Genomic DNA, 19,778 nt, shown 5'->3' on the forward strand with positions numbered 1-19,778 from the left:
AATATAACCTCCCCCATATTAATTGTTTGCCCTATTACCCATCACAGGGGGGTAATAGGGCAATAGTTGCCTTCAGATTAGTACACTTAATACCTTAGTGCCAATTATTCAACTGTTATTTGGTCTCCAAGGTCGCTTCTAACCTGATCCTTAAACTGTGCCCACATTTGATCTTCAGTAGTGTTACCGGCAAGATAGCTAAGCATAGCATCCTGGAATGCATTTGTAATTGTGTCATCATATTGTGTAATTATTCTACCATTGATACCGGTAATCATCGGTCCAAAGAATTCATATGGGTTCTGATTTACTGTTTTGCTTATCATTTCTGGATCAGTTGACAATTTTTCAATAGCTGCACGGTTACTGATGAAGTCACCGCTTTGCTTAGCCCAAGCTACTGATTGTTCTTCATCAAGTGTAATGAATTTTATAAATTCCCAAGCAAGTTCTTTATTTGGACTCTTGCTGTACATTCCGAACCAGGTACCTCCCCAAGTATATGGAGCAGGTGCTTTTGCAAGACCCCAGTTACCTTTTCCTTTATTTTCTTCTGCTTGGTTAACATCGATTATCCATGGAATACCCCATGTTGGTATTGCGTATGCAAAGTGAATATCATCTTCAACTGCTGCTGACCACTGAGGTGTCCATGCTTCCATACCACCCTCAGCGCCTGCATCTCTCAATTCTTTTGCTATTTTAACAAATTCTTTAACTTTATCATCTATAGTTAATTTACCGTCTACTACCCAACCTTTTTCACGAGCACCTAAGTACATTCTCATTAATTCAGCCATACCTGGGAAGAGTTTTGCTTTTCCTCCGCTTTCCTGTACAAGTTTTTTACCTGTTTCAACAATTTTATCAGCTGATGAGAATAATTCACCGATTTTTTCCGGATCATCTGTTCCGAAATACTTCTTAGCCATTTCCCTCTTGTAACCTACAGCAGCTGCTGTTGCCTGGTGGGATAATGCTCTAACTACGCCGTTGTCGTCAGTACCGATTTCAACGGTATAAGGAACTAATTTAGATTTTAAATCATCTACGCTCATGTATTTTGAAAGATCTTCGTATGCATCAGGAAGGTTAACAAATCTTTTAACGAAAGCTGATTCTGCTGCGAATACGTCAGGTACATCCTGACCGGATCTCAAAGCGGTAGTTATTAAAGTCTGATAAGCACCATTGGTATCTGCAGTAACCTGCAATTCAACTTGTACATTCGGATACGCCTTTTTAAATGTCTCAACAAGTGGTTCTGACTCGTCCTTGTTAAAGTGTGCGATAATTAATTTTCCTGTGAAATCTTCACGCTTTTTAGCCTGCTGTCCTTCATCTGTTGTGCCTGCTGGAGCATTTGTAGCTGGTGCATTTGTCGGTTGCGGATTTGTGTTTCCTCCTCCACAGCCTGCCATCAGAGAAGTAAGCATAAGACCACTTAGTGCCAAAGATGCAGCTCTTTGTAAAAACTTACTATTCATGTTTTGTCCCCCTTAGTTTTTTTTAAGTTTTCTTTATTAAACCATACAAATATTTATATATAATTTAGTATGGATTAATCACTTAAAGTTATTTTATATCAAATAAGTAAAAAATTCAACTTCTTGGCAGCCCTATTATATATTTTTGCTCAATTTCGTCAAATACATCTAAAATTATCTATCTCTTTATATAGCTGCCTCTAAGGATTGTCAAGCTCCAAAAATTAATCTTTCACACTTTGCCTGCACAAAAAAGTAACACATTGCTTGTCAACTTATGCTGCATCCCCACTTATTCATTATTAGCTATCCGAAAACTACTATTACGATGGCACATAGCTTATTAATATATTATAAATTAATATTATTTTATTTACCCCCTATAATACAACGTAGAGAAACTGTCATTTTTAAGCAATATACCACAATATATGCTATTCTTCGTATTTTTTCTACCATATAGTATATTTTTTCTACATTTTTCTCTATTTAAGATATTAAAAGCACTTCCCCTAAACAACTATGTAATCCTGGTAATTATACTATGCAATTTGTCTTTAAAATCTTAAAGATATTAAATTTATAGAAATTAACTTTCTAAAGTTACCCCCATCAAATAGATATATATCTAAAAACTAACATTCAATAAATTTTTTTATATAGATTATTTAACTAAAAAATTAATGGTTCCAACTTAATAATAGAACTAAACGGTATATAAAGTCAAGAAAAATTTATCAAAAAGTCTAAATTGTCTTTATGTTAAGCCTTCAGATAAGTTTTTTAAAGAAATTATGGTACCTATTTTTTAGTGGTTTAGAGCCACTTTTATCAGCACCATAATTTCTCTACTTCCCTTTGTTCATTTTTAAGTATCGCTCTTATTCAAAAACTTTCCGAACAATGGCTTGAAGCCTACAGTATAATGCAGATTAATCCACCGCTGCCCTCGTTAATTATCTTTTGCAGTGTCTCCTGTAACTTGAACTGTGCATCTTCCGGCATTCTGTACAACTTGTTTTGAAGCCCTTCGCTTACCAGCTCATGCAGAGACTTACCAAAAATATTGGACTGCCAAAGCTTTTCCGGCTCGTTTTCAAATTCTTTAAGCAGGTAATTTACAAGTTCTTCCGACTGTTTTTCCGATCCTACTAAAGGAGCTATCTCTGTCTCAATATCAGCACGTATCATATGAATTGATGGTGCACTGGCTCTGAGTTTGACCCCGAATCGATTACCTTGTTTGACTATTTCAGGTTCCTCCAGAGACATTTCATTCATTTGAGGAGTAACTATTCCATAGCCTTTCATTTTTACTTCATGAAGGGCATATTCTATTTTCTCATACTCTTTCTTAATTCTTGCCATATCCTTCATAAGGCTGATAAGCTTATATTCATCCTCAATCTCCAATCCTGTAATATCACTCAGGACACTATAAAACAAACCATCAGTCTCATTAATCTCCACCAAAGCAGTACCTGTGCCCAAATCTATGCTGTCAATCTGTGCCCTTTTTATAAATTCTTTATAATCGCCGAATTTGTTCAAACTGCTTTTTATTTCTCTTATTTTAGTTATTCCGGCAAACGTCTCTTTTATGGAATTAATCATGTCAACCTTTAACCAGTGGTTGTCGTCGAGTCCTTCAATCCATCTCGGGATATTAATTCCTATTTCGCTTATAGGGAATTCCAGTAATATTCTTTCCATTATTCCGTTTATGTCTTCAATCCTTAGCTGAGCACAATTTGCTCCTATTACCGGTACACCATACTTTTCTTCCAACTCAACTCTAAGCACTTCAGTCTCAGAATTTGTAGGGTCTTTTGAATTTAAAATAACAACAAAGGGTTTGTTTATTTCTTTTAGTTCCTTTATCACCTTTTCTTCTGCCTCAACATAATCTTCCCTGCTTATATCAGTTATACTTCCGTCGGTTGTAACAACCAAACCAATAGTTGAATGGTCGTTAATAACCTTTTTTGTACCAATCTCAGCTGCCTCAGCAAAAGGAATTTGGTGTTCAAACCACGGAGTTGATACCATTCTAGGCGCATCATTTTCTATATGTCCTAAAGCACCTCTTACCAGATAACCCACACAGTCCACCAATCTTACCTTGAACTGTACATTTTCATCAAGAGAAATTTGAACAGCCTCATTAGGTACAAATTTAGGTTCGGTAGTCATTATCGTACGTCCCGAAGCACTTTGCGGCAACTCATCATTAGCTCTGTTTCTTGAGAATTCATTCTCGATATTGGGCAATACCAACAAATCCATAAACCTTTTTATAAACGTTGACTTTCCTGTTCTAACAGGACCTACAACACCTATATAAATATCTCCTTGTGTTCTTTCTGATATTTGCTGGTATATATTATATTTTTCCACCCGCAAACCCCCCTTACTTTTATTTGAAACTGTCAAGTTCAAAGTCATTTCCCTAAAACTCAAGTCAGCAACTAAAACTAATCTTGCCGCATTAAACGGTCTTTCGCTAAAAAAAGTAAAACTCAAGTTTTAGGTACTAGTACCCTTATCAATATAAATATATTTAGGTTAATCGTTTATTATTACAAAAAGGACAAAAAAAATGTGTCGGTAATATCAATATTTTACCCACACATTTTGATTATTTTTGCATATTAAAAATCCTTATTGTTTGTCATAGAACATTCCAATATTCATAGCCAGGCATTTTCATCCATTATCTCCACTTCATTCCTTTTATCTCTCATCATTAAATCTACCACAGCTTGTTTTGCATTTTTTCCATTGAATAAAACATTATATGCTTCAGTGGTAATAGGCATCACCACATCTTTCTTCATTGCCAGCTCATAAGCTGCCTTTGTAGTTACTACGCCTTCAACTACCATTTTTACTTCATCAACTGCTTCTTTAAGGGATTTGCCCTGTCCAATGAGAATTCCGGCACGCCTGTTCCTGCTATGCATACTTGTACAAGTAACAATTAAATCCCCAATTCCGGCTAATCCTGCAAAAGTTTCCCTTCTTGCACCCATAGACACACCAAGTCTTGTTATTTCGGTAATTCCACGGGTCATTAATGCTGCCTTTGTATTGTCGCCAAAACCCAATCCATCGGATATACCAGCACAAAGGGCAATAGAGTTCTTCAATGCTCCTCCCAGTTCAACTCCTATTATATCGGAATTGGTATACACTCTAAATTTAGGAGACATAAATATATCTTGCACATATTCAGCCGCTTTTATATTTTCCGATGCAGCTACAACAGCTGTCGGAACATCTTTCCCGACCTCTTCCGCATGACTGGGCCCCGACAGAGCCACAATTTCACATTGCGGTATTTCCTGCTTTATAATTTCCGAAAGTCTTAATCCTGTTCCTTCCTCTATTCCTTTTGAACAGGACACCACTATCGTCCCATCTTTCACATACTTTGATATTTCCTTTGCATTTGTCCTGACGGTATGGGAAGGAACAACCATCACTAAAAGATGGGTATTGTCTATAGCTTCTTCAACATCATCCGTTGCTTTAACTCCATTAGGAATCAGCACTCCCGGAAGTTTATCTATATGTTCTCTAACTTTATTAATCATTTCCACTTCTTCTTTAAAAATCGACCACATTTTCACGCTATGACCCGATTTCGCAAGGAGAACGGATAGAGCTGTTCCCCAACTACCGGCTCCAATAATTGCTATATTTTTACTCATAGACATCAGCCCCCTAACTTAAGCTTTCTTCTTTAAACTGAGTTTTGACTCGGTACCGTTTAACAGCCTAACAATATTTTGGTTGTGCCTTATTATAGCAATTGCAGCCAACAGTACTGCATAAGTCACAAAAACCATGTTTTTATAACAGATTGCTACAAGTATCGGGAAAAGAACACAACCGGCAATTGATCCTAAAGATACATATCGGGTTGCGGCAACTATGACAATAAAAATCCCAAGTAAAATAAGCCCTATGTATGGCGCAGTCATCATTACAACCGAAAAACTGGTAAGTATTCCTTTTCCGCCTTTAAATCCGAAGTATAAGGGCCAATTATGGCCTAAAATAGCTCCCAATCCCCCAAAAAACATGCCTACATTCTGGGGAACTTCAAAGGACACAAAACCTGCAAACTGTACATCTTTTAAGAGATAATATCCTATAAGGCAAGATAAAACTCCCTTTAATATATCACCCAGTATGACAAAGAGTGCAGCTGTTTTGCCGATAGTTCTCAAAGTGTTGGTTAAACCTGCATTACCGCTTCCGTGCTGCCTTACATCAATTCTGTAAAATTTCCCCACAATAAGCGATGTATTGGCACTTCCCAATAAATATCCTATCAATAAAGAAACAAACCCCTTTATAATTACCTCCACAAATGTCACTCCTTTTCTTTCTCTCTTATCAGAAATCTTATCGGTGTACCTTCAAATCCAAAGCTTTTTCTAAGTTGATTCTCCAAATATCTCTCATAGGAATAATGCATAAGTTCCATATTGTTTACAAACAATACAAAAGTCGGAGGTTTAACACTTGCCTGCGTCATGTAGTAAATTTTAAGCCTTCTGCCTTTGTCTGACGGAGGCTGAACCATAGCAATAGCTTCATTGAGCAAATCGTTAAGAACCCCTGTTGTAATTCTTAAAGCCGCCTGGTTGGCAACATATTTTACAAGATTATAAATTTTATCAACTCTCTGCCCTGTTTTGGCGGATATGAATACAACCGGTGCATACAGCATGAAACCAAGCTTCTCCAACACTGTCTTGCGATATTCTTCCAAAGTACCGGTAGTCTTTTCCACCAGATCCCATTTGTTTACAACAACAATTGATGCTTTTCCCTGCTCATGGGCATAGCCTGCAATCTTTGTATCCTGTTCAGTGACACCTTCCACAGCATCAATCATTATAAGGCACACATCGGCTCTTTCAATGGCAGTCCAGGATCTTATAGCACTGTACCTTTCAATATTTTCAGTAATTTTGCTCTTCCTTCTTATACCGGCTGTATCTATAAAAACAAACTTGCCTTCTTCATTCTCTACATATGTATCGATGGCATCACGAGTAGTTCCGGGTATATCACTTACAATGACTCTTTCTTCACCTAAAATCTTATTAATGAGTGAGGATTTACCGGCGTTCGGCTTACCCACAACAGCCACCTTTATCACTTCTTCGTCGTATTCTTCCTCTGCTTCGTCAGGGAAATACTTAAATACCTCATCCAGTAAATCTCCTACTCCAAGTCCATGTATTGAAGATATCGGCATTAAATTGTCCATTCCCAGATTGTAAAACTCATAGACTTCAGCAGGAAGTTCTCCCACCTTATCTACTTTATTTACAGCAAGAATAATAGGTTTTTTGGATTTTCTAAGCATTGTAGCCACTTCTCTGTCCGAAGCTGTAAGTCCATCCTTCATATCAACCATGAAGATAATAACGTCAGCAGTTTCTATGGCTATTTCAGCCTGATTCTTCATCTGCTTCATAATCTTATCCTCAGAATAAGGTTCTATTCCGCCGGTATCTATAAGAGTAAACTTTCTGTTTCTCCATTCCACTTCGGTATATATTCTGTCCCTTGTAACACCGGGAGTATCTTCCACTATCGATATTCTTTTTCCCGCAAGATAGTTAAAAAAAGTTGATTTTCCCACATTAGGTCTTCCAACAATTGCAACAATCGGTTTAGACAAAATCTTCCCCTCCAATTATATATCGTTGGCTCAATATATTATAAAACTTTTCCGAGTACTTTTACAATAAAATCTTTGCCGTCATTGTCAACAACAGTTATTTTGACTTTAAGCTTTTGTTCAAGATCGGTTACAGAATAGTCATCAAGCAAAATATCTTCCCCTGCTTTCAGCATAGACCGTGAAATCAGCAGTTCATCTCCGAGTTCCTTGTTCTTAAGTTGCTCAATTAAATCCTGTCCTGTAAGCAATCCTGTCACTGTAACATTTTTCCCAAAAAAATTGTTTTCTATTTTATAAACATTTATATTTATATTTTTAAATCTATTTTCAAGAACTCCTGCCATTTCTTTTATATACGAATAAGGAGAAACTCCTGTGGCTATGCTTATATTTCTCATTTCCTTTTTCAAAGAAGAATCCTTTGCAGTATTATGCTTTTTTCCTTCACACTCAAACTCTGAATCCAATTGTTCCAATGCTTCCTCAAACTCTTTTTTTAACTGTGCAATGAGTCCCACACCATTCTCAATTTGAGGAAAATCTTCATACTCCTCGTAATCAGGAATATCTTTTCCTGCCATAATATAAAATTCATCGGCAATATATACAACTCTTGAGCCGAACTGTTCTTTAAATTTTTTCTGCCATGCTTCTACCTGGTTTATAACTTTTAGCGACGATTCACTGTCATAGGGCTCTAAGCTGGTTAATCCATCCCTATACTTTGTTATGCCCACAGGGACAACCGAAATACTCTTAACGCCGGGATAAAGATAACCCAACTCGTTGATTGTCCTGTCCAGTTCTTCTTCATCATTTATATCTCTGCACAAAACTATCTGACAGTTAACTTCGATTCCGCCATCAATAAGCCTTTTTATTTTTGTGACAACATCTCCTGCTTTCTTGTTTTTAAGCATAAAAACTCTAAGGTCCGGATTGGTTGTATGAACCGACACATTTATAGGAGACATTTTATACTTTATAATCCTGTCAATATCATCAAAGCTCATATTGGTGAGAGTAACATAATTCCCCATAAAAAAAGAAAGTCTGGAATCATCGTCTTTAAAATAGAGAGTATCTCTCATCCCTTTCGGCAACTGGTCTATGAAGCAGAAAATGCATTTATTATTACAACTTTTGGCATCATCAAGCATCATATTTTCAAATTCAATACCAAGGTCTTCATACTCGTCTTTCTCAATTTCTATTTCCCATACTTCGCCATCTTGTTTAAGAATCTCAACCATTAAGTTTTCGTTGGTAATTAAGAATTGATAGTCGAAAATATCCCTGATTTTTTCACCATTTATGCTTAAAATCATATCTCCTGCCTCAATTCCGGCCTCTTCGGCAATACTTCCGGGCAAAATATTCTTGACAGGTATAATACGTTCTTTCAATGGATACCTCCTGATATAAATACATTTTAAATGATTTTAACTTTTATATTAATCAAAAAGGCCTGTAATACGCGATTTTAACCAGACCTTAAACTCGAATATACTTGCACTTTTTATAAACTTTTTCAGTTTATTGTGTGTAACCGTAAAGCGAGATATTTGCTTAGTAAAAAGCAGCAGTTAATTACTGCTGCTTTTTGCTAAAATTTATTAGTATCCAACTTTAATTACCTCTTTACCATCATAAAAACCGCACTGTTTACATACTCTATGTGGCATTTTAAGCTCGTGGCACTGTGGACACTCAACCAAATTTGGTGCTGACAATTTCCAGTTAGCTCTTCTGCTACCTGTTCTTGCTTTTGACCATTTACGCTTTGGGTTTGCCATGTATAACACACCTCCTCATCACAATACAAACGTCACTTGCATATAAATTAAATAATTTCTAATCTTTGAAGAAATTCTTAAGTACTTCCATCCGAGGATCTGTTTCCTCTTCACTGCAATTACATCTCCCATTGTTAAGATCAATACCGCATTTAGGGCACAACCCTTTGCAGTCATCCTTACAAATCTGTCTGGCTGGAAGATTCAATATAATATTGTCTTTCAAAACTTTATCGAGCACGATGACCTTGTCAGCATAAGTATATCTGTCATCATCCTCAGTTTGTCCTTCTTGAGCAAATTCTTCTTTAAGTTCTGTTCTCAACGATGATTGGATATCTTTTAAACATCTCGAACACTTAACCTTGTAATTCACCATTAAGTGTCCGTCCATTTTTATAATGCCACCCATATTGGTTAATCTGCAATTTACCTTAACCGGTGTATCAAAAACAAATTCATCCAATTCATCAAAGCCGTCAAGCAATTCTTCCATCTCAACAACAAGTGATGCACCACTAACTTTCAGTATATCCGAAATATCAACCTTCATATAGTCACCTCTTAAAACCGACAGATGATATTATACTAAGTAATGCAACTTTTGTCAATAACGACACATAAGGATTTTTAAGTTACAACGTTTGCTTTTAGTTTCTTAACTTTTGGCCAATAATACGTTACAAACATCCAAACTATACGATAATACTTCTATTCTTGTCGTTATATTCACTGCTTTCTGAACCACCGTAAAACTCTTATTTCTTTAAAGGAAACCATTAGCGTCTTTATCAGTTCGGTTTTTATTTTCCATATAGCTCTGAATTATTATTCCCTTGTTATCATAACTTGTATTCCTGATTTTATCAGTAACCTATGTTGATGTAATATCATATATGCGGAGATTGCCAAAGGCCTCCTTCCGAATGCCTTCCACTTCTGCTTAATTTAAAGGATGCAAGTAGTTTCAAAATCCTAATCTTCAGATTTTCACCAACTAAAATCCTATCCTCAAAATTTTTGGAAATGACTAACTTTTTGATGCAAAAAATTCTAGAATAATTGAAAAATATTACTACTGTAACAAAACTACAAAAAAATGTATAAAAGAGTAAAAGTTATATCAGATAGCCTTTTACCGAAAAATCAATTCAAAGAAATCGCGTCCATATCCATAAAACTTAAAGCCAATATTTTAAACGTATTTTTGAATCAATTTGAAATATTGAACCAAAAAAATAAAATTAAATAAGCTCCCTTTATCAAATACAGATGCAAAATACCCATATTCCATAAAAGGAGCTTAAATATAAACCTTTTTATATATTCGGATTGTACATTAGCTCAACAGCTTTTTAGTTTCTCTTGCTATGGCAAGCTCTTCATTGGTTGGAATTATAAGTGTCTTAACTCTTGCCCCTGGCGCACTTATATCAATTTCCTTGCCTTTTACTTTATTCTTTTCTTCATCTATAACAATACCCAAAAAGTCCATATCTTTTAATATCATTGATCTTACCAGGTCATTGTTTTCACCGATTCCGGCAGTGAATACAACCGCATCAGCACCATTCAATATACCCATATAATCTCCAATAAAGCGCTTTACTTTATAGCAGAAAATATCCAAAGCAAGTTTTGCTCTTTCATTTCCGTTTTCAGCAGCTTCCTGGACATCTCTAAAATCACTGCTTACACCTGAAACTCCGAGTACTCCCGATTTTTTGTTCAAAAAGTCGCTTATATCCTTTACCGACATCTTTTCTTTCTCCATCAGGAAGGATATAACAGCCGGGTCAATTGTTCCGCTTCTTGTACCCATAGCCAGACCCTGAAGAGGAGTAAATCCCATTGATGTTTCAATGGACTTTCCGTACTTAACGGCACATATGCTAGCCCCGTTACCCAAGTGACAAGTAATTATCTTCAATTCTTCTATAGGCCTTCCGAGCATTTCGGCAGCTCTATGTGCTACGTACTTGTGGGAAGTTCCGTGGAAACCGTATTTTCTCAAGCGGTATTTTTCATATATCTCAAAAGGAAGTGCATATATATAAGCATAAGGCGGCATAGTCTGATGGAATGCAGTATCAAAAACAGCAACCATCGGTATATTGGGCATAATCTGCTGACATGCTTCAATACCGATTATATTTGCCGGATTGTGCAAAGGTGCAAGTTCAACGCACTCTTTTATTGCAGCCATAACATTATCATCAATTATAACCGACTCTTTAAATTTTTCTCCTCCATGAACAATACGATGTCCAACGGCGGCTATTTCAGACATACTGGATATAACACCGGTTTTGCTGTCAGTAAGAGCACTTAAAACTTCCTGTACGGCAATTTTGTGGTTATACAAATCCTTTTCAATAATAACAGGATCGCTTCCGATTCTGGTATGTTTCAGAAAAGAATGCTCAAGACCGATTCTGTCACATACCCCTTTTGCAAGAACATTTTCATTAGTCATATCAATAAGCTGATACTTTAACGAGGAACTGCCCGTATTTATAACTAATATTTTCATTTTAACATCTCCCATTTCTATATTTTTGGATTGACAGATTCAATCCTTTTTATCCCATTAATCCGGTAAAATTTTTCATTTTCCCTTAAGCATTTTGAGCCTGAACTGCAGTTATCGCAACAACTCCTACAATATCTTCCGCAGAACAACCTCTTGAAAGGTCGTTAACAGGTTTTGCTATACCCTGTGTTATAGGACCATAGGCTTCAGCTTTTGCAAGTCTCTCAGTAAGCTTATAAGCAATATTACCGCAATTTAAGTCAGGGAAAATCAGAACGTTTGCTTTTCCTGCCACATTGCTGCCCGGTGCTTTTGATTTACCGATAGCTTCCACAAGTGCTGCGTCAGCCTGTAATTCACCATCTAAAGCAAGATGTGGTGCTTTTTCTTTTGCCAGCTGGGTTGCCTTAATCACTTTTTCAGTCAATTCACTCTTTGCACTGCCATAGGTTGAATAGGACAACATTGCAACCTGAGGTTCAGCTTGTACCAACTGCTTAAAGGATTTGGCAGAAGCTATTGCAATCTCTGAAAGCTGGTCTGCATCAGGATTTTCAACAAGACCGCAATCCCCGTAAACGAAAACTCCGTTATGACCGTATTCACAATTTGGAACTACCATTACAAAGAATGCCGATACCAGCTTTGTCCCCGGTGCCGTTTTCAAAATTTGAAGAGCAGGCCTCAATGTATTTGCAGTCGAATTGATTGCACCTGCTACCATACCGTCTGCCTGCCCTTGTTTAACCATCATAACGCCGTAATAGAGGGGGTTCTTCATTGTTTCCCTGGCTTCTTCAATAGTCATTCCCTTAGATTTTCTAAGTTCACAAAAAGCTTCTGCATATTTTTCAAAATTCGAGGAAGTATTGGGATTTTCAATTGCAACTTTTGATAAGTCAATATCTCCCGCAAGTTTTTTGATTTCTGCTTCATCCCCTACAAGTACTACGTCTGCAATTCCTTGTTCGGAAATCATAGATGCTGCTTTAAGCACCCTTAAATCTGTACTTTCAGGAAGTACAATTGTCTTAACATCGGACTTTGCCCTTTCAATAATTTGTTCTAAAAAACCCATAGTTTAACCCCTTTCAGTCTATTTATTCAAAATATTTTGCAATTATGTCAATTCCCCAGAGCACTTTTACCGTTTTTTTCGATTACAGTGCTCCATTGAAATTCCATCCTGCTTTTTATAAAAAACACTTGTGTATTTTTAGATTTTCCTAAAATTTTAATTATAATTATCACCAGGTAATAGTACCAGATACCTTAAAACCTTTATTCCACCAGCTATTAATTATATACAAATTGTTTATTGTATACAAGATTGAGTTAATTTATTTTTTCTTTTTTTACGTAAATAATCTTGAATTAAGTCTGAAAAATTCAGTTTATCATTATTGAAATAAAAAGTTGACATATCCTAAAAACTTGCTCTATAGTTCAAAAATGCAAGAAAAATGCGGCTATATCAGCCGCATTATTTTATTTTTCCAGCTCTTCCCTTAATATTTTATTTATCAGTTGCGGGTTTGCTCTGCCTTTTGTTTCTTTCATTGCTTGTCCTACTAAGAATCCGAAAGCTTTTTCCTTTCCACTCTTATAATCTGCCACCGATTGAGGATTGTTCTCAAGGACCTTTTTGACAACTGCCACCAGAGCACTTTCATCGCTTACCACTTCCAAACCTTCTTCTTTTACTATTACTTCCGGATCCTTGCCCTGGCTAAACATCTTTTCAAATACTTTTTTAGCAATGGTTCCGCTAATTATCCCCTTATCGATGAGTGTAACCAGTTTGGCAAGGTATGCACCCGGAAAAGGAATCTGCTCGGCTTCCATCTCCTTTTCCTTGAGCATTCTCAAAAGATCTCCCATTATCCAGTTACTTACAGCTTTTGCATTATCGGTATTCTTTACGGCATCTTCAAAGAAATCAGCCAATGCTTTTGATGCAGTAAGTATTGAAGCATCATATTCAGGAAGTCCATACTCGCTGATATAACGCTTTTTCCTCGCCTCAGGAAGTTCCGGCAAACTGTCTTTTATTTCCTGTTTCCATTTTTCATCAACCACTATAGGCATAAGATCGGGTTCAGGAAAATATCTGTAATCATGGGCCTCTTCCTTGCTTCTCATGGCATAGCTTATGCCTTTGGCATCATCCCAGCGCCGTGTCTCCTGCATAATGGTTCCTCCGCTCTCTAAAACTTCTATCTGCCTCTTTGCTTCTCCTTCAACAGCTCTCACTATAGCCTTGAAAGAGTTCAGATTTTTCATTTCGGTCCTTGTACCCAGCTCCTTCTGTCCTACAGGCCTTACCGATAGATTTATATCTGCTCTCAATGACCCTTCCTGCATTTTACAGTCGGATACATCAATGTATTGAAGTATTGCCTTGAGATTTTCAAGAAAAGCTCTGACCTCCTGGGCAGACCTCATATCCGGCTCAGTAACAATTTCTATCAGAGGCACACCGCATCGGTTATAATCAATAAGAGAAGCTGTATCCCATTCATCATGCATAAGCTTTCCGGCATCTTCCTCTATATGAATTCTTGTAATGCCTATTCTCTTTGTCTTTCCGTCCACTTCGATATCGATATATCCGTTTGAGCACAACGGAAGATCATACTGGGAAGTCTGAAAAGCCTTCGGCAAATCGGGATAAAAATAGTTTTTTCTGTCCTGCTTGCTGTATTCAGCAATGTGACAATTAGTAGCCAGCCCTGCTCTTACAGCATATTCAACAACTTTTTTATTCAAAACCGGAAGTACTCCAGGCATACCGGTACAAATAGGACAAGCGTGAGTGTTCGGTTCTCCTCCAAACTCCGTTGTACAAGAACAGTATATTTTTGACTTTGTTGAAAGTTCGGCATGAACTTCAAGACCAATTACTATTTCATATTCCATATTACAACTCACCTCCAAGACTTGCCCTTTTATTGCAGTCGGTATTTTGTTCAAAGGTATATCCCACTTTAAGCAATGTACTTTCGTCAAAAGGTTTGCCTATAAGCTGAAGCCCTATGGGAAGCCCCTTGCTGTCGAATCCGCAGGGTACAACCAGCCCCGGCAGTCCTGCAATATTTACCGAAACGGTGTAAATGTCCCCCAAGTACATTTCAAGAGGATTGTTTACCTTTTCACCAAGTTTATATGCTGTTGTGGGAGCGGTTGGCCCCAAAATAACGTCATATTTTTCAAAAGCTTCATCAAAGCCTTTTTTAATCAAGGTTCTAACCTGTAAAGCCTTTTTATAATAGGCATCATAGTAACCGGAGCTAAGAGCATAAGTACCCAACATTATTCTTCTCTTTACTTCGGTACCGAAACCTTCACTTCTCGTCTGCTTGTAAAGATCCAGCAAATCGGTGAACTTTTCTGCCCTGTACCCGTATTTTATACCGTCATACCTTGCAAGGTTTGAGCTGGCTTCCGCTGATGAAATCAGATAATATGCCGGTATAGCGTATTCAGTAAGAGGAAGTGAAAACTCCTCACATTGAGCACCAAGCTTTCTCAATACTTCTACAGCATTTAACACAGCCTCTCGTACTTCAGAGTTCAGGCCTTCACCCATATATTCCTTCGGAATCCCTATTTTCAAACCTTTTACATCATTGACAAGTGCTTTGGTATAGTCGGGATATTCCACCTTTGCTGAAGTGGAATCCATCGGGTCATAACCTGTTATACAGTTTAAAACAACGGCACAGTCGGTAACATCTTTGGTTAAAGGACCAATCTGGTCAAGGGATGATGCAAAAGCGACCAAACCAAACCTCGAAACTGCCCCATATGTAGGTTTTATTCCCACAACTCCGCAAAAAGACGCAGGTTGTCTTATTGATCCACCGGTATCCGAACCTAAGGCAAAGGCTGTCAAGTTAGCAGCAACTGCAGCGGCAGAACCTCCGCTTGAACCTCCGGGAACTCTTTCCAAATCCCAAGGGTTTTTTGTAGGTTTAAAATATGAATTTTCAGTAGAACCTCCCATTGCAAACTCGTCCATATTAAGCTTTCCTATAATGACAGCATTGTCATCCAACAATTTTTTGATTACAGTGGCATTATAGGGAGGTACAAAATTGTGCAGCATCTTTGATGCACAAGTTGTTTTTATTCCTTCTGTACAAATATTATCTTTAATTGCAACCGGTATTCCTGAAAGAGGGGATTTTGCTTCGCCTTTGTCGATTTTCTCCTGAATTTCCATAGCTCTTTTGACGGCATCTTCGCCTAAAACAGATAGGTAACTTCCGACTTTGGAATCTATCTTTTCAATTCTTTCCAAAAATGATTTTGTAATCTCTACGGCACTTACTTTTTTCTCCTTTATCAAATCACTCAGTTCGTGAACCGTAAGTTCGTATAACTCCACCTTTCTTCCTCCTTAATAAGCATTTAAACATTGCATGCCAAAATTTAATCATGTCACGATTAACTTTTAAATAAATTCTACTCTACAATTTTAGGCACCTTAAAACATCCATTTTCGCTGGAAGGTGCATTGGCAAGAATCTTTTCCCTGGGAAAGGATGCTTCCGATTTATCCTCCCTAAAAACATTGGTTATGGGTATAACATGATTTGTAGGTTCCACATTGGATGTATCAAGTTCATTAAGCTTGTCCACATAGGATATGATTTGTTCCATATCTGAAGCCAGTGCTTTCTTTTCCTCCTCGGAAAGATTTAATCTAGCAAGATTTGCAACATGTTCAATAGTCTCTTCGGTAATTTTCACAATTTTCCCCTCCTTTTTATTATGATTATTATATAAAATGTGTCATACTGCGTCAATTATACCTTTATCTACGGGAGTACATTTGCTCCTGCCAAAATCAATCATATCATTTTATTAATTTTCTCCGATACCTCTTCAGAAAATCTATCAATATATCCTTTTATATACTCTGCAATATCCATATTTTCATTCCTGATAAGGGGAGTTAGATCCATGCCCAGTATTGCCGATGAATATACATCCACATTATAGGCCGATAAAAACGTGGCATTTGACTGCCTGTTTCCCAAAGCAGCCTGATCGTATCTCTTTCCGCCGCAAATCTGTGAGTCAAAAACCCCTAAAAGGCTTTGTGCTATATTAGGATGGTCCGAAACGTTAAAAACCACTTTTTCGTCATCCTTCACCCAATCCAGCTTTCCCCACACTTCGCAGCCGTATAGCTTTTCAGGTCTTATTTCTTCCGGCAATTCCCTTAGAGCGCTGATAAGCTTTAAAGCTACAGCAACATGGGTACTGTGTTTATCCGCCAAATTATGGGTATATATAACCTTGGGCCTTGCCATTGAAATAATCTGCTTCAAATCTTCCACCGGTTCCCTGTTATGCTTGTCCTTAACCTCGGCACTCTCGTAATCCAGCATTGCCAAAAAGCCATATTCCCCAACAAATGCCGCTTTTTTCTGTTCCATTTTTCTTATTCTTTTCATATCTTCATCGGTGTATTTTTGATAAATGCCGTTTCTCGGACTTCCGGCTCCATTAGTGACCACAACTGCCGTAAACCACAGGTCTTCTTTTCCGAAGCATTTTTGTATTCCGTCATAGGCCATTATTTCAGTATCATCCTGATGTGCTGCTACAGCCATGTGTGTTGTGCGTCCAATGGCTTTATCCAAAGGTGCATTATCAAATACAAAATACTCAGCAGTGCTTTTATTAAGCTTCATGTCAATTCACCTTCATTTTTTGAACTGTAATGAACTAAAATGTATTAAGGTCTTTCTAATTTAATATATTTGATATCTAAGTACTTTTGAACATAACTCATTTCTAAAAAACTAAGCAAAATGCAGAACCTATAATCATCACCGGAACAAACTATGCTGAAAAACAGTAGAAACTTAAGTGGAACACTATACGTGCTATAGCTTATAGATGGAATTCTACAACAATTTCAAAGCTGCTTCAAGTATCTTCCGTATAATGTATCAAAAGATAAACCTAATCCATTAACATATACACGTAAAAAACCTGACCGATTATATTGTATCTGCAAAAACCATTTTTATTGTCAAAACATGATAAAATATTTTCATTCCTTGTTACCAATTTACAGTTGTTATTGTATAAGATATTAAAAAGGAAAATCTAAATTCCAATGCTGACTGACAAAAATAAATTATGTTTAAAAGCACTAATTTTTTGAGGGAGGTTTAAATTAATTGAATCAAGAAGAATTACTAATTGCAAAATCTCTTGAGGGCGATATGAAATCCTTCGAGACTTTAGTCAATTTATACAAAGACAAAATATATTCTTTCCTCCTTAAAATGACCTTATCAAAAGAAGATTCAGACGATCTTTTGCAAGAAACCTTTATTTGTGTTTACAAAAATTTGTACAAGTATAATGACAAATGGAAATTCTCCACTTGGATTTATAAAATTGCAACAAATTTACTTAAGAATTACTGGAAGAAAAACAAAAGGTTGCGTACCAGGGAACTTTCTCAATTTCCGCTAGATGATTTGTATAACGACTCCAATAATCCGGAGATAAAATATGAAAATAAAGAAAACTGTCTGCAAATTTTAAAGATTCTCAATGAGCTGAATTATGATTATAGAATAGCTTTCGTATTGAAATATGTAAAAGATCTTTCAATTGCCGATATAGCCAATATCACCGGAACTTCGCCGGAAAATGCAAAGATGCGGCTTTATCGGGCAAGAAAAAAATATGTAACGAGTTTAAAAAGTATCAGAAGGAGTTGAATGCGTATGAAATGTAATTATAACATAGAGGATTTGGTTAAGCTAATTGAAGATACTATGGATGAAAAATCTAAAATAGAGTTGGAACACCATATTGAAAAGTGCTCCAAATGCAATAAAAATTATACAGCTTTAAAACTTGCAGATAATTTAATGCAAAAAGAAATAAAATATTCTAAAGATCTTTACAGCAATTTGATTGTCCGCATTGATGAAAACCGCTATAAGAGTCATAGCTTAAAATATCGAATTGGTTTTATATTTTATAAAAATGCACCTAAATTAAAGATAATTTTAACTGCCGCTGTCATAATTGTTTTCTTCATAACGACAAAATCACTTTTTCCATTTAGCAAATCATCAATAGATAAATATAATTCGTCTGAAATCGAATCTCAAAATTCAACAACAGTTGACAGAGAAGAGGATTCATTCAATGAATATGATATTGATAAGCTTACTGAGGAATACATTGCATCTAACCTGTTTCCACCCAAATCGGGAAAAGTATTTTGCGCATATAAAACTATAAAAAAAATCGAAGAGGATAGCCTAATTACACAATATTTAATGGTACTTGCACAGGAATATTATTGTACAGACGGTCTATTGGAAGAAGGAACCGGTGCAGTGGTTCCGGTTTCAATAACTATAAAGAAAATTGATGGAATTTATAAGGTTGTAGACTTTAAAAACCCTTTAAAATATGATGATCATAGTGATGAACAAAAAAACTTATTTCCACCTGACGTTTTAGAAGAAATAAATACCGGAAATTACAGTAGCAATGAAGCTGTTGATGAACTGGAGGTTCAAACATTGAATAAGGCTAGAGAATTTTATATGGATCAATTGTCCCATTCCAATATATCAACACCAAGTCCTACAATATTTCACGAATCTATTCCTTTGGAATTTAAAAATGTAGATGTTACGCAAAGTATTGAAGTAATAGATAAAAGTGTTATAGAAAAAATTTATACTGAAAAAAATATTGCCGGTGTGATAGTATTTATATTCAAAAATTCAAGGGATGATGAATTTCTACATGGAGGAATTAAAATAAACGATACCTACTACGACCTCGGTGAAGTATCTGCGATTCAGTTAGAAGAATATCCCAACACAATTTCGATTGAAGAAATCAACTATTGCAATCTTAAGCTATTAAGAATATATGGTATAGTAGGAGGATCTTATTTTGGTAAAACAAGTTATTATTTGTTCCATGACGGCAAACCCAATAATTTTCTGACTGTAAATGGAAGAGGTATAGAAAGGGATATAGATAAAGACGGTAAGGAAGAAATAATTTCCTGTTCAGGCTCAGCTCCATATACTTATCTATATGAGTATGAGGATGGTTACATCAAGGTAAGCAATATCAATCTGGAACTTAATGCTGATGGTGTTTTATTTGAAAATGACTCAAATATTTTCACAGCTTACTACAGAAACGAGAATGAAAAAAGAAAACTATTTGAATATAAGAGGATGTAAAAA

At 36.3% G+C, this 19,778-nt stretch carries 16 protein-coding genes; 2 read left to right on the forward strand and 14 right to left on the reverse strand.

The window, feature by feature from the left end:
* Positions 1–104: 104 nt before the first annotated feature.
* The 14 genes from CLOCL_RS21120 to CLOCL_RS12340 form a co-directional block, all read right to left on the reverse strand.
* The gene (locus CLOCL_RS21120) at positions 105–1,487 is read right to left on the reverse strand and encodes an ABC transporter substrate-binding protein (protein ID WP_014255650.1); all 1,383 of its coding nucleotides are present in this window, start codon (positions 1,485–1,487) and stop codon (positions 105–107) included.
* Between the two features lie 915 nt (positions 1,488–2,402).
* Positions 2,403–3,884 carry a stage IV sporulation protein A gene (spoIVA, locus tag CLOCL_RS12280; protein WP_027622826.1) on the reverse strand — a complete coding sequence of 494 codons (1,482 nt, stop codon included), beginning with the start codon at positions 3,882–3,884 and terminating at the stop codon, positions 2,403–2,405.
* 293 nt (positions 3,885–4,177) lie between these two features.
* Entirely contained in the window at positions 4,178–5,200 is a 1,023-nt protein-coding gene (locus tag CLOCL_RS12285; protein WP_014255652.1) for an NAD(P)H-dependent glycerol-3-phosphate dehydrogenase, read from the reverse strand.
* An 18-nt stretch (positions 5,201–5,218) separates the two neighbouring features.
* Positions 5,219–5,863 carry a glycerol-3-phosphate 1-O-acyltransferase PlsY gene (gene plsY, locus CLOCL_RS12290; protein WP_014255653.1) on the reverse strand — a complete coding sequence of 215 codons (645 nt, stop codon included), beginning with the start codon at positions 5,861–5,863 and terminating at the stop codon, positions 5,219–5,221.
* Positions 5,864–5,868: 5 nt separating this feature from the next.
* Positions 5,869–7,191, reverse strand: coding sequence for a ribosome biogenesis GTPase Der (der, locus tag CLOCL_RS12295; protein WP_014255654.1), 1,323 nt, complete (start codon positions 7,189–7,191; stop codon positions 5,869–5,871).
* Between the two features lie 38 nt (positions 7,192–7,229).
* A complete protein-coding gene (locus CLOCL_RS12300; protein ID WP_014255655.1) occupies positions 7,230–8,600 on the reverse strand; it encodes a DUF512 domain-containing protein in 1,371 nt (456 codons plus the stop codon).
* Positions 8,601–8,810: 210 nt separating this feature from the next.
* Positions 8,811–8,990, reverse strand: a complete 180-nt coding sequence (gene rpmF, locus CLOCL_RS12305; RefSeq protein WP_014255656.1) for a 50S ribosomal protein L32 — start codon at positions 8,988–8,990, stop codon at positions 8,811–8,813.
* Between the two features lie 58 nt (positions 8,991–9,048).
* The gene (locus CLOCL_RS12310; RefSeq protein WP_014255657.1) at positions 9,049–9,543 is read right to left on the reverse strand and encodes a YceD family protein; all 495 of its coding nucleotides are present in this window, start codon (positions 9,541–9,543) and stop codon (positions 9,049–9,051) included.
* A 786-nt stretch (positions 9,544–10,329) separates the two neighbouring features.
* The gene (locus tag CLOCL_RS12315; protein ID WP_014255658.1) at positions 10,330–11,523 is read right to left on the reverse strand and encodes an acetate/propionate family kinase; all 1,194 of its coding nucleotides are present in this window, start codon (positions 11,521–11,523) and stop codon (positions 10,330–10,332) included.
* A gap of 85 nt (positions 11,524–11,608) precedes the next feature.
* Positions 11,609–12,601: a phosphate acetyltransferase gene (pta, locus tag CLOCL_RS12320; RefSeq protein ID WP_014255659.1), complete on the reverse strand. Its 993-nt coding sequence runs from the start codon at positions 12,599–12,601 to the stop codon at positions 11,609–11,611.
* 410 nt (positions 12,602–13,011) lie between these two features.
* A complete protein-coding gene (gatB, locus tag CLOCL_RS12325) occupies positions 13,012–14,442 on the reverse strand; it encodes an Asp-tRNA(Asn)/Glu-tRNA(Gln) amidotransferase subunit GatB (protein WP_014255660.1) in 1,431 nt (476 codons plus the stop codon).
* 1 nt (position 14,443) lies between these two features.
* Positions 14,444–15,913: an Asp-tRNA(Asn)/Glu-tRNA(Gln) amidotransferase subunit GatA gene (gene gatA, locus CLOCL_RS12330; RefSeq protein WP_014255661.1), complete on the reverse strand. Its 1,470-nt coding sequence runs from the start codon at positions 15,911–15,913 to the stop codon at positions 14,444–14,446.
* Between the two features lie 77 nt (positions 15,914–15,990).
* Complete coding sequence (gene gatC, locus CLOCL_RS12335; protein WP_014255662.1) at positions 15,991–16,278, reverse strand: Asp-tRNA(Asn)/Glu-tRNA(Gln) amidotransferase subunit GatC; 288 nt, start codon at positions 16,276–16,278, stop codon at positions 15,991–15,993.
* A gap of 101 nt (positions 16,279–16,379) precedes the next feature.
* Positions 16,380–17,228, reverse strand: coding sequence for a PIG-L deacetylase family protein (locus CLOCL_RS12340; RefSeq protein ID WP_014255663.1), 849 nt, complete (start codon positions 17,226–17,228; stop codon positions 16,380–16,382).
* 495 nt (positions 17,229–17,723) lie between these two features.
* Here CLOCL_RS12340 and CLOCL_RS12345 point away from each other — a divergent pair, with 495 nt between their 5' ends.
* Together CLOCL_RS12345 and CLOCL_RS21125 are read left to right on the forward strand one after the other, a co-directional pair.
* Positions 17,724–18,275 (forward strand): RNA polymerase sigma factor, encoded by a 552-nt coding sequence (locus tag CLOCL_RS12345; protein WP_014255664.1) that lies wholly within the window; start codon positions 17,724–17,726, stop codon positions 18,273–18,275.
* A gap of 6 nt (positions 18,276–18,281) precedes the next feature.
* Complete coding sequence (locus CLOCL_RS21125; protein ID WP_014255665.1) at positions 18,282–19,775, forward strand: hypothetical protein; 1,494 nt, start codon at positions 18,282–18,284, stop codon at positions 19,773–19,775.
* Positions 19,776–19,778: the final 3 nt, after the last annotated feature.

Source organism: Acetivibrio clariflavus DSM 19732 (assembly GCF_000237085.1).
Taxonomy (GTDB): domain Bacteria; phylum Bacillota; class Clostridia; order Acetivibrionales; family Acetivibrionaceae; genus Acetivibrio; species Acetivibrio clariflavus.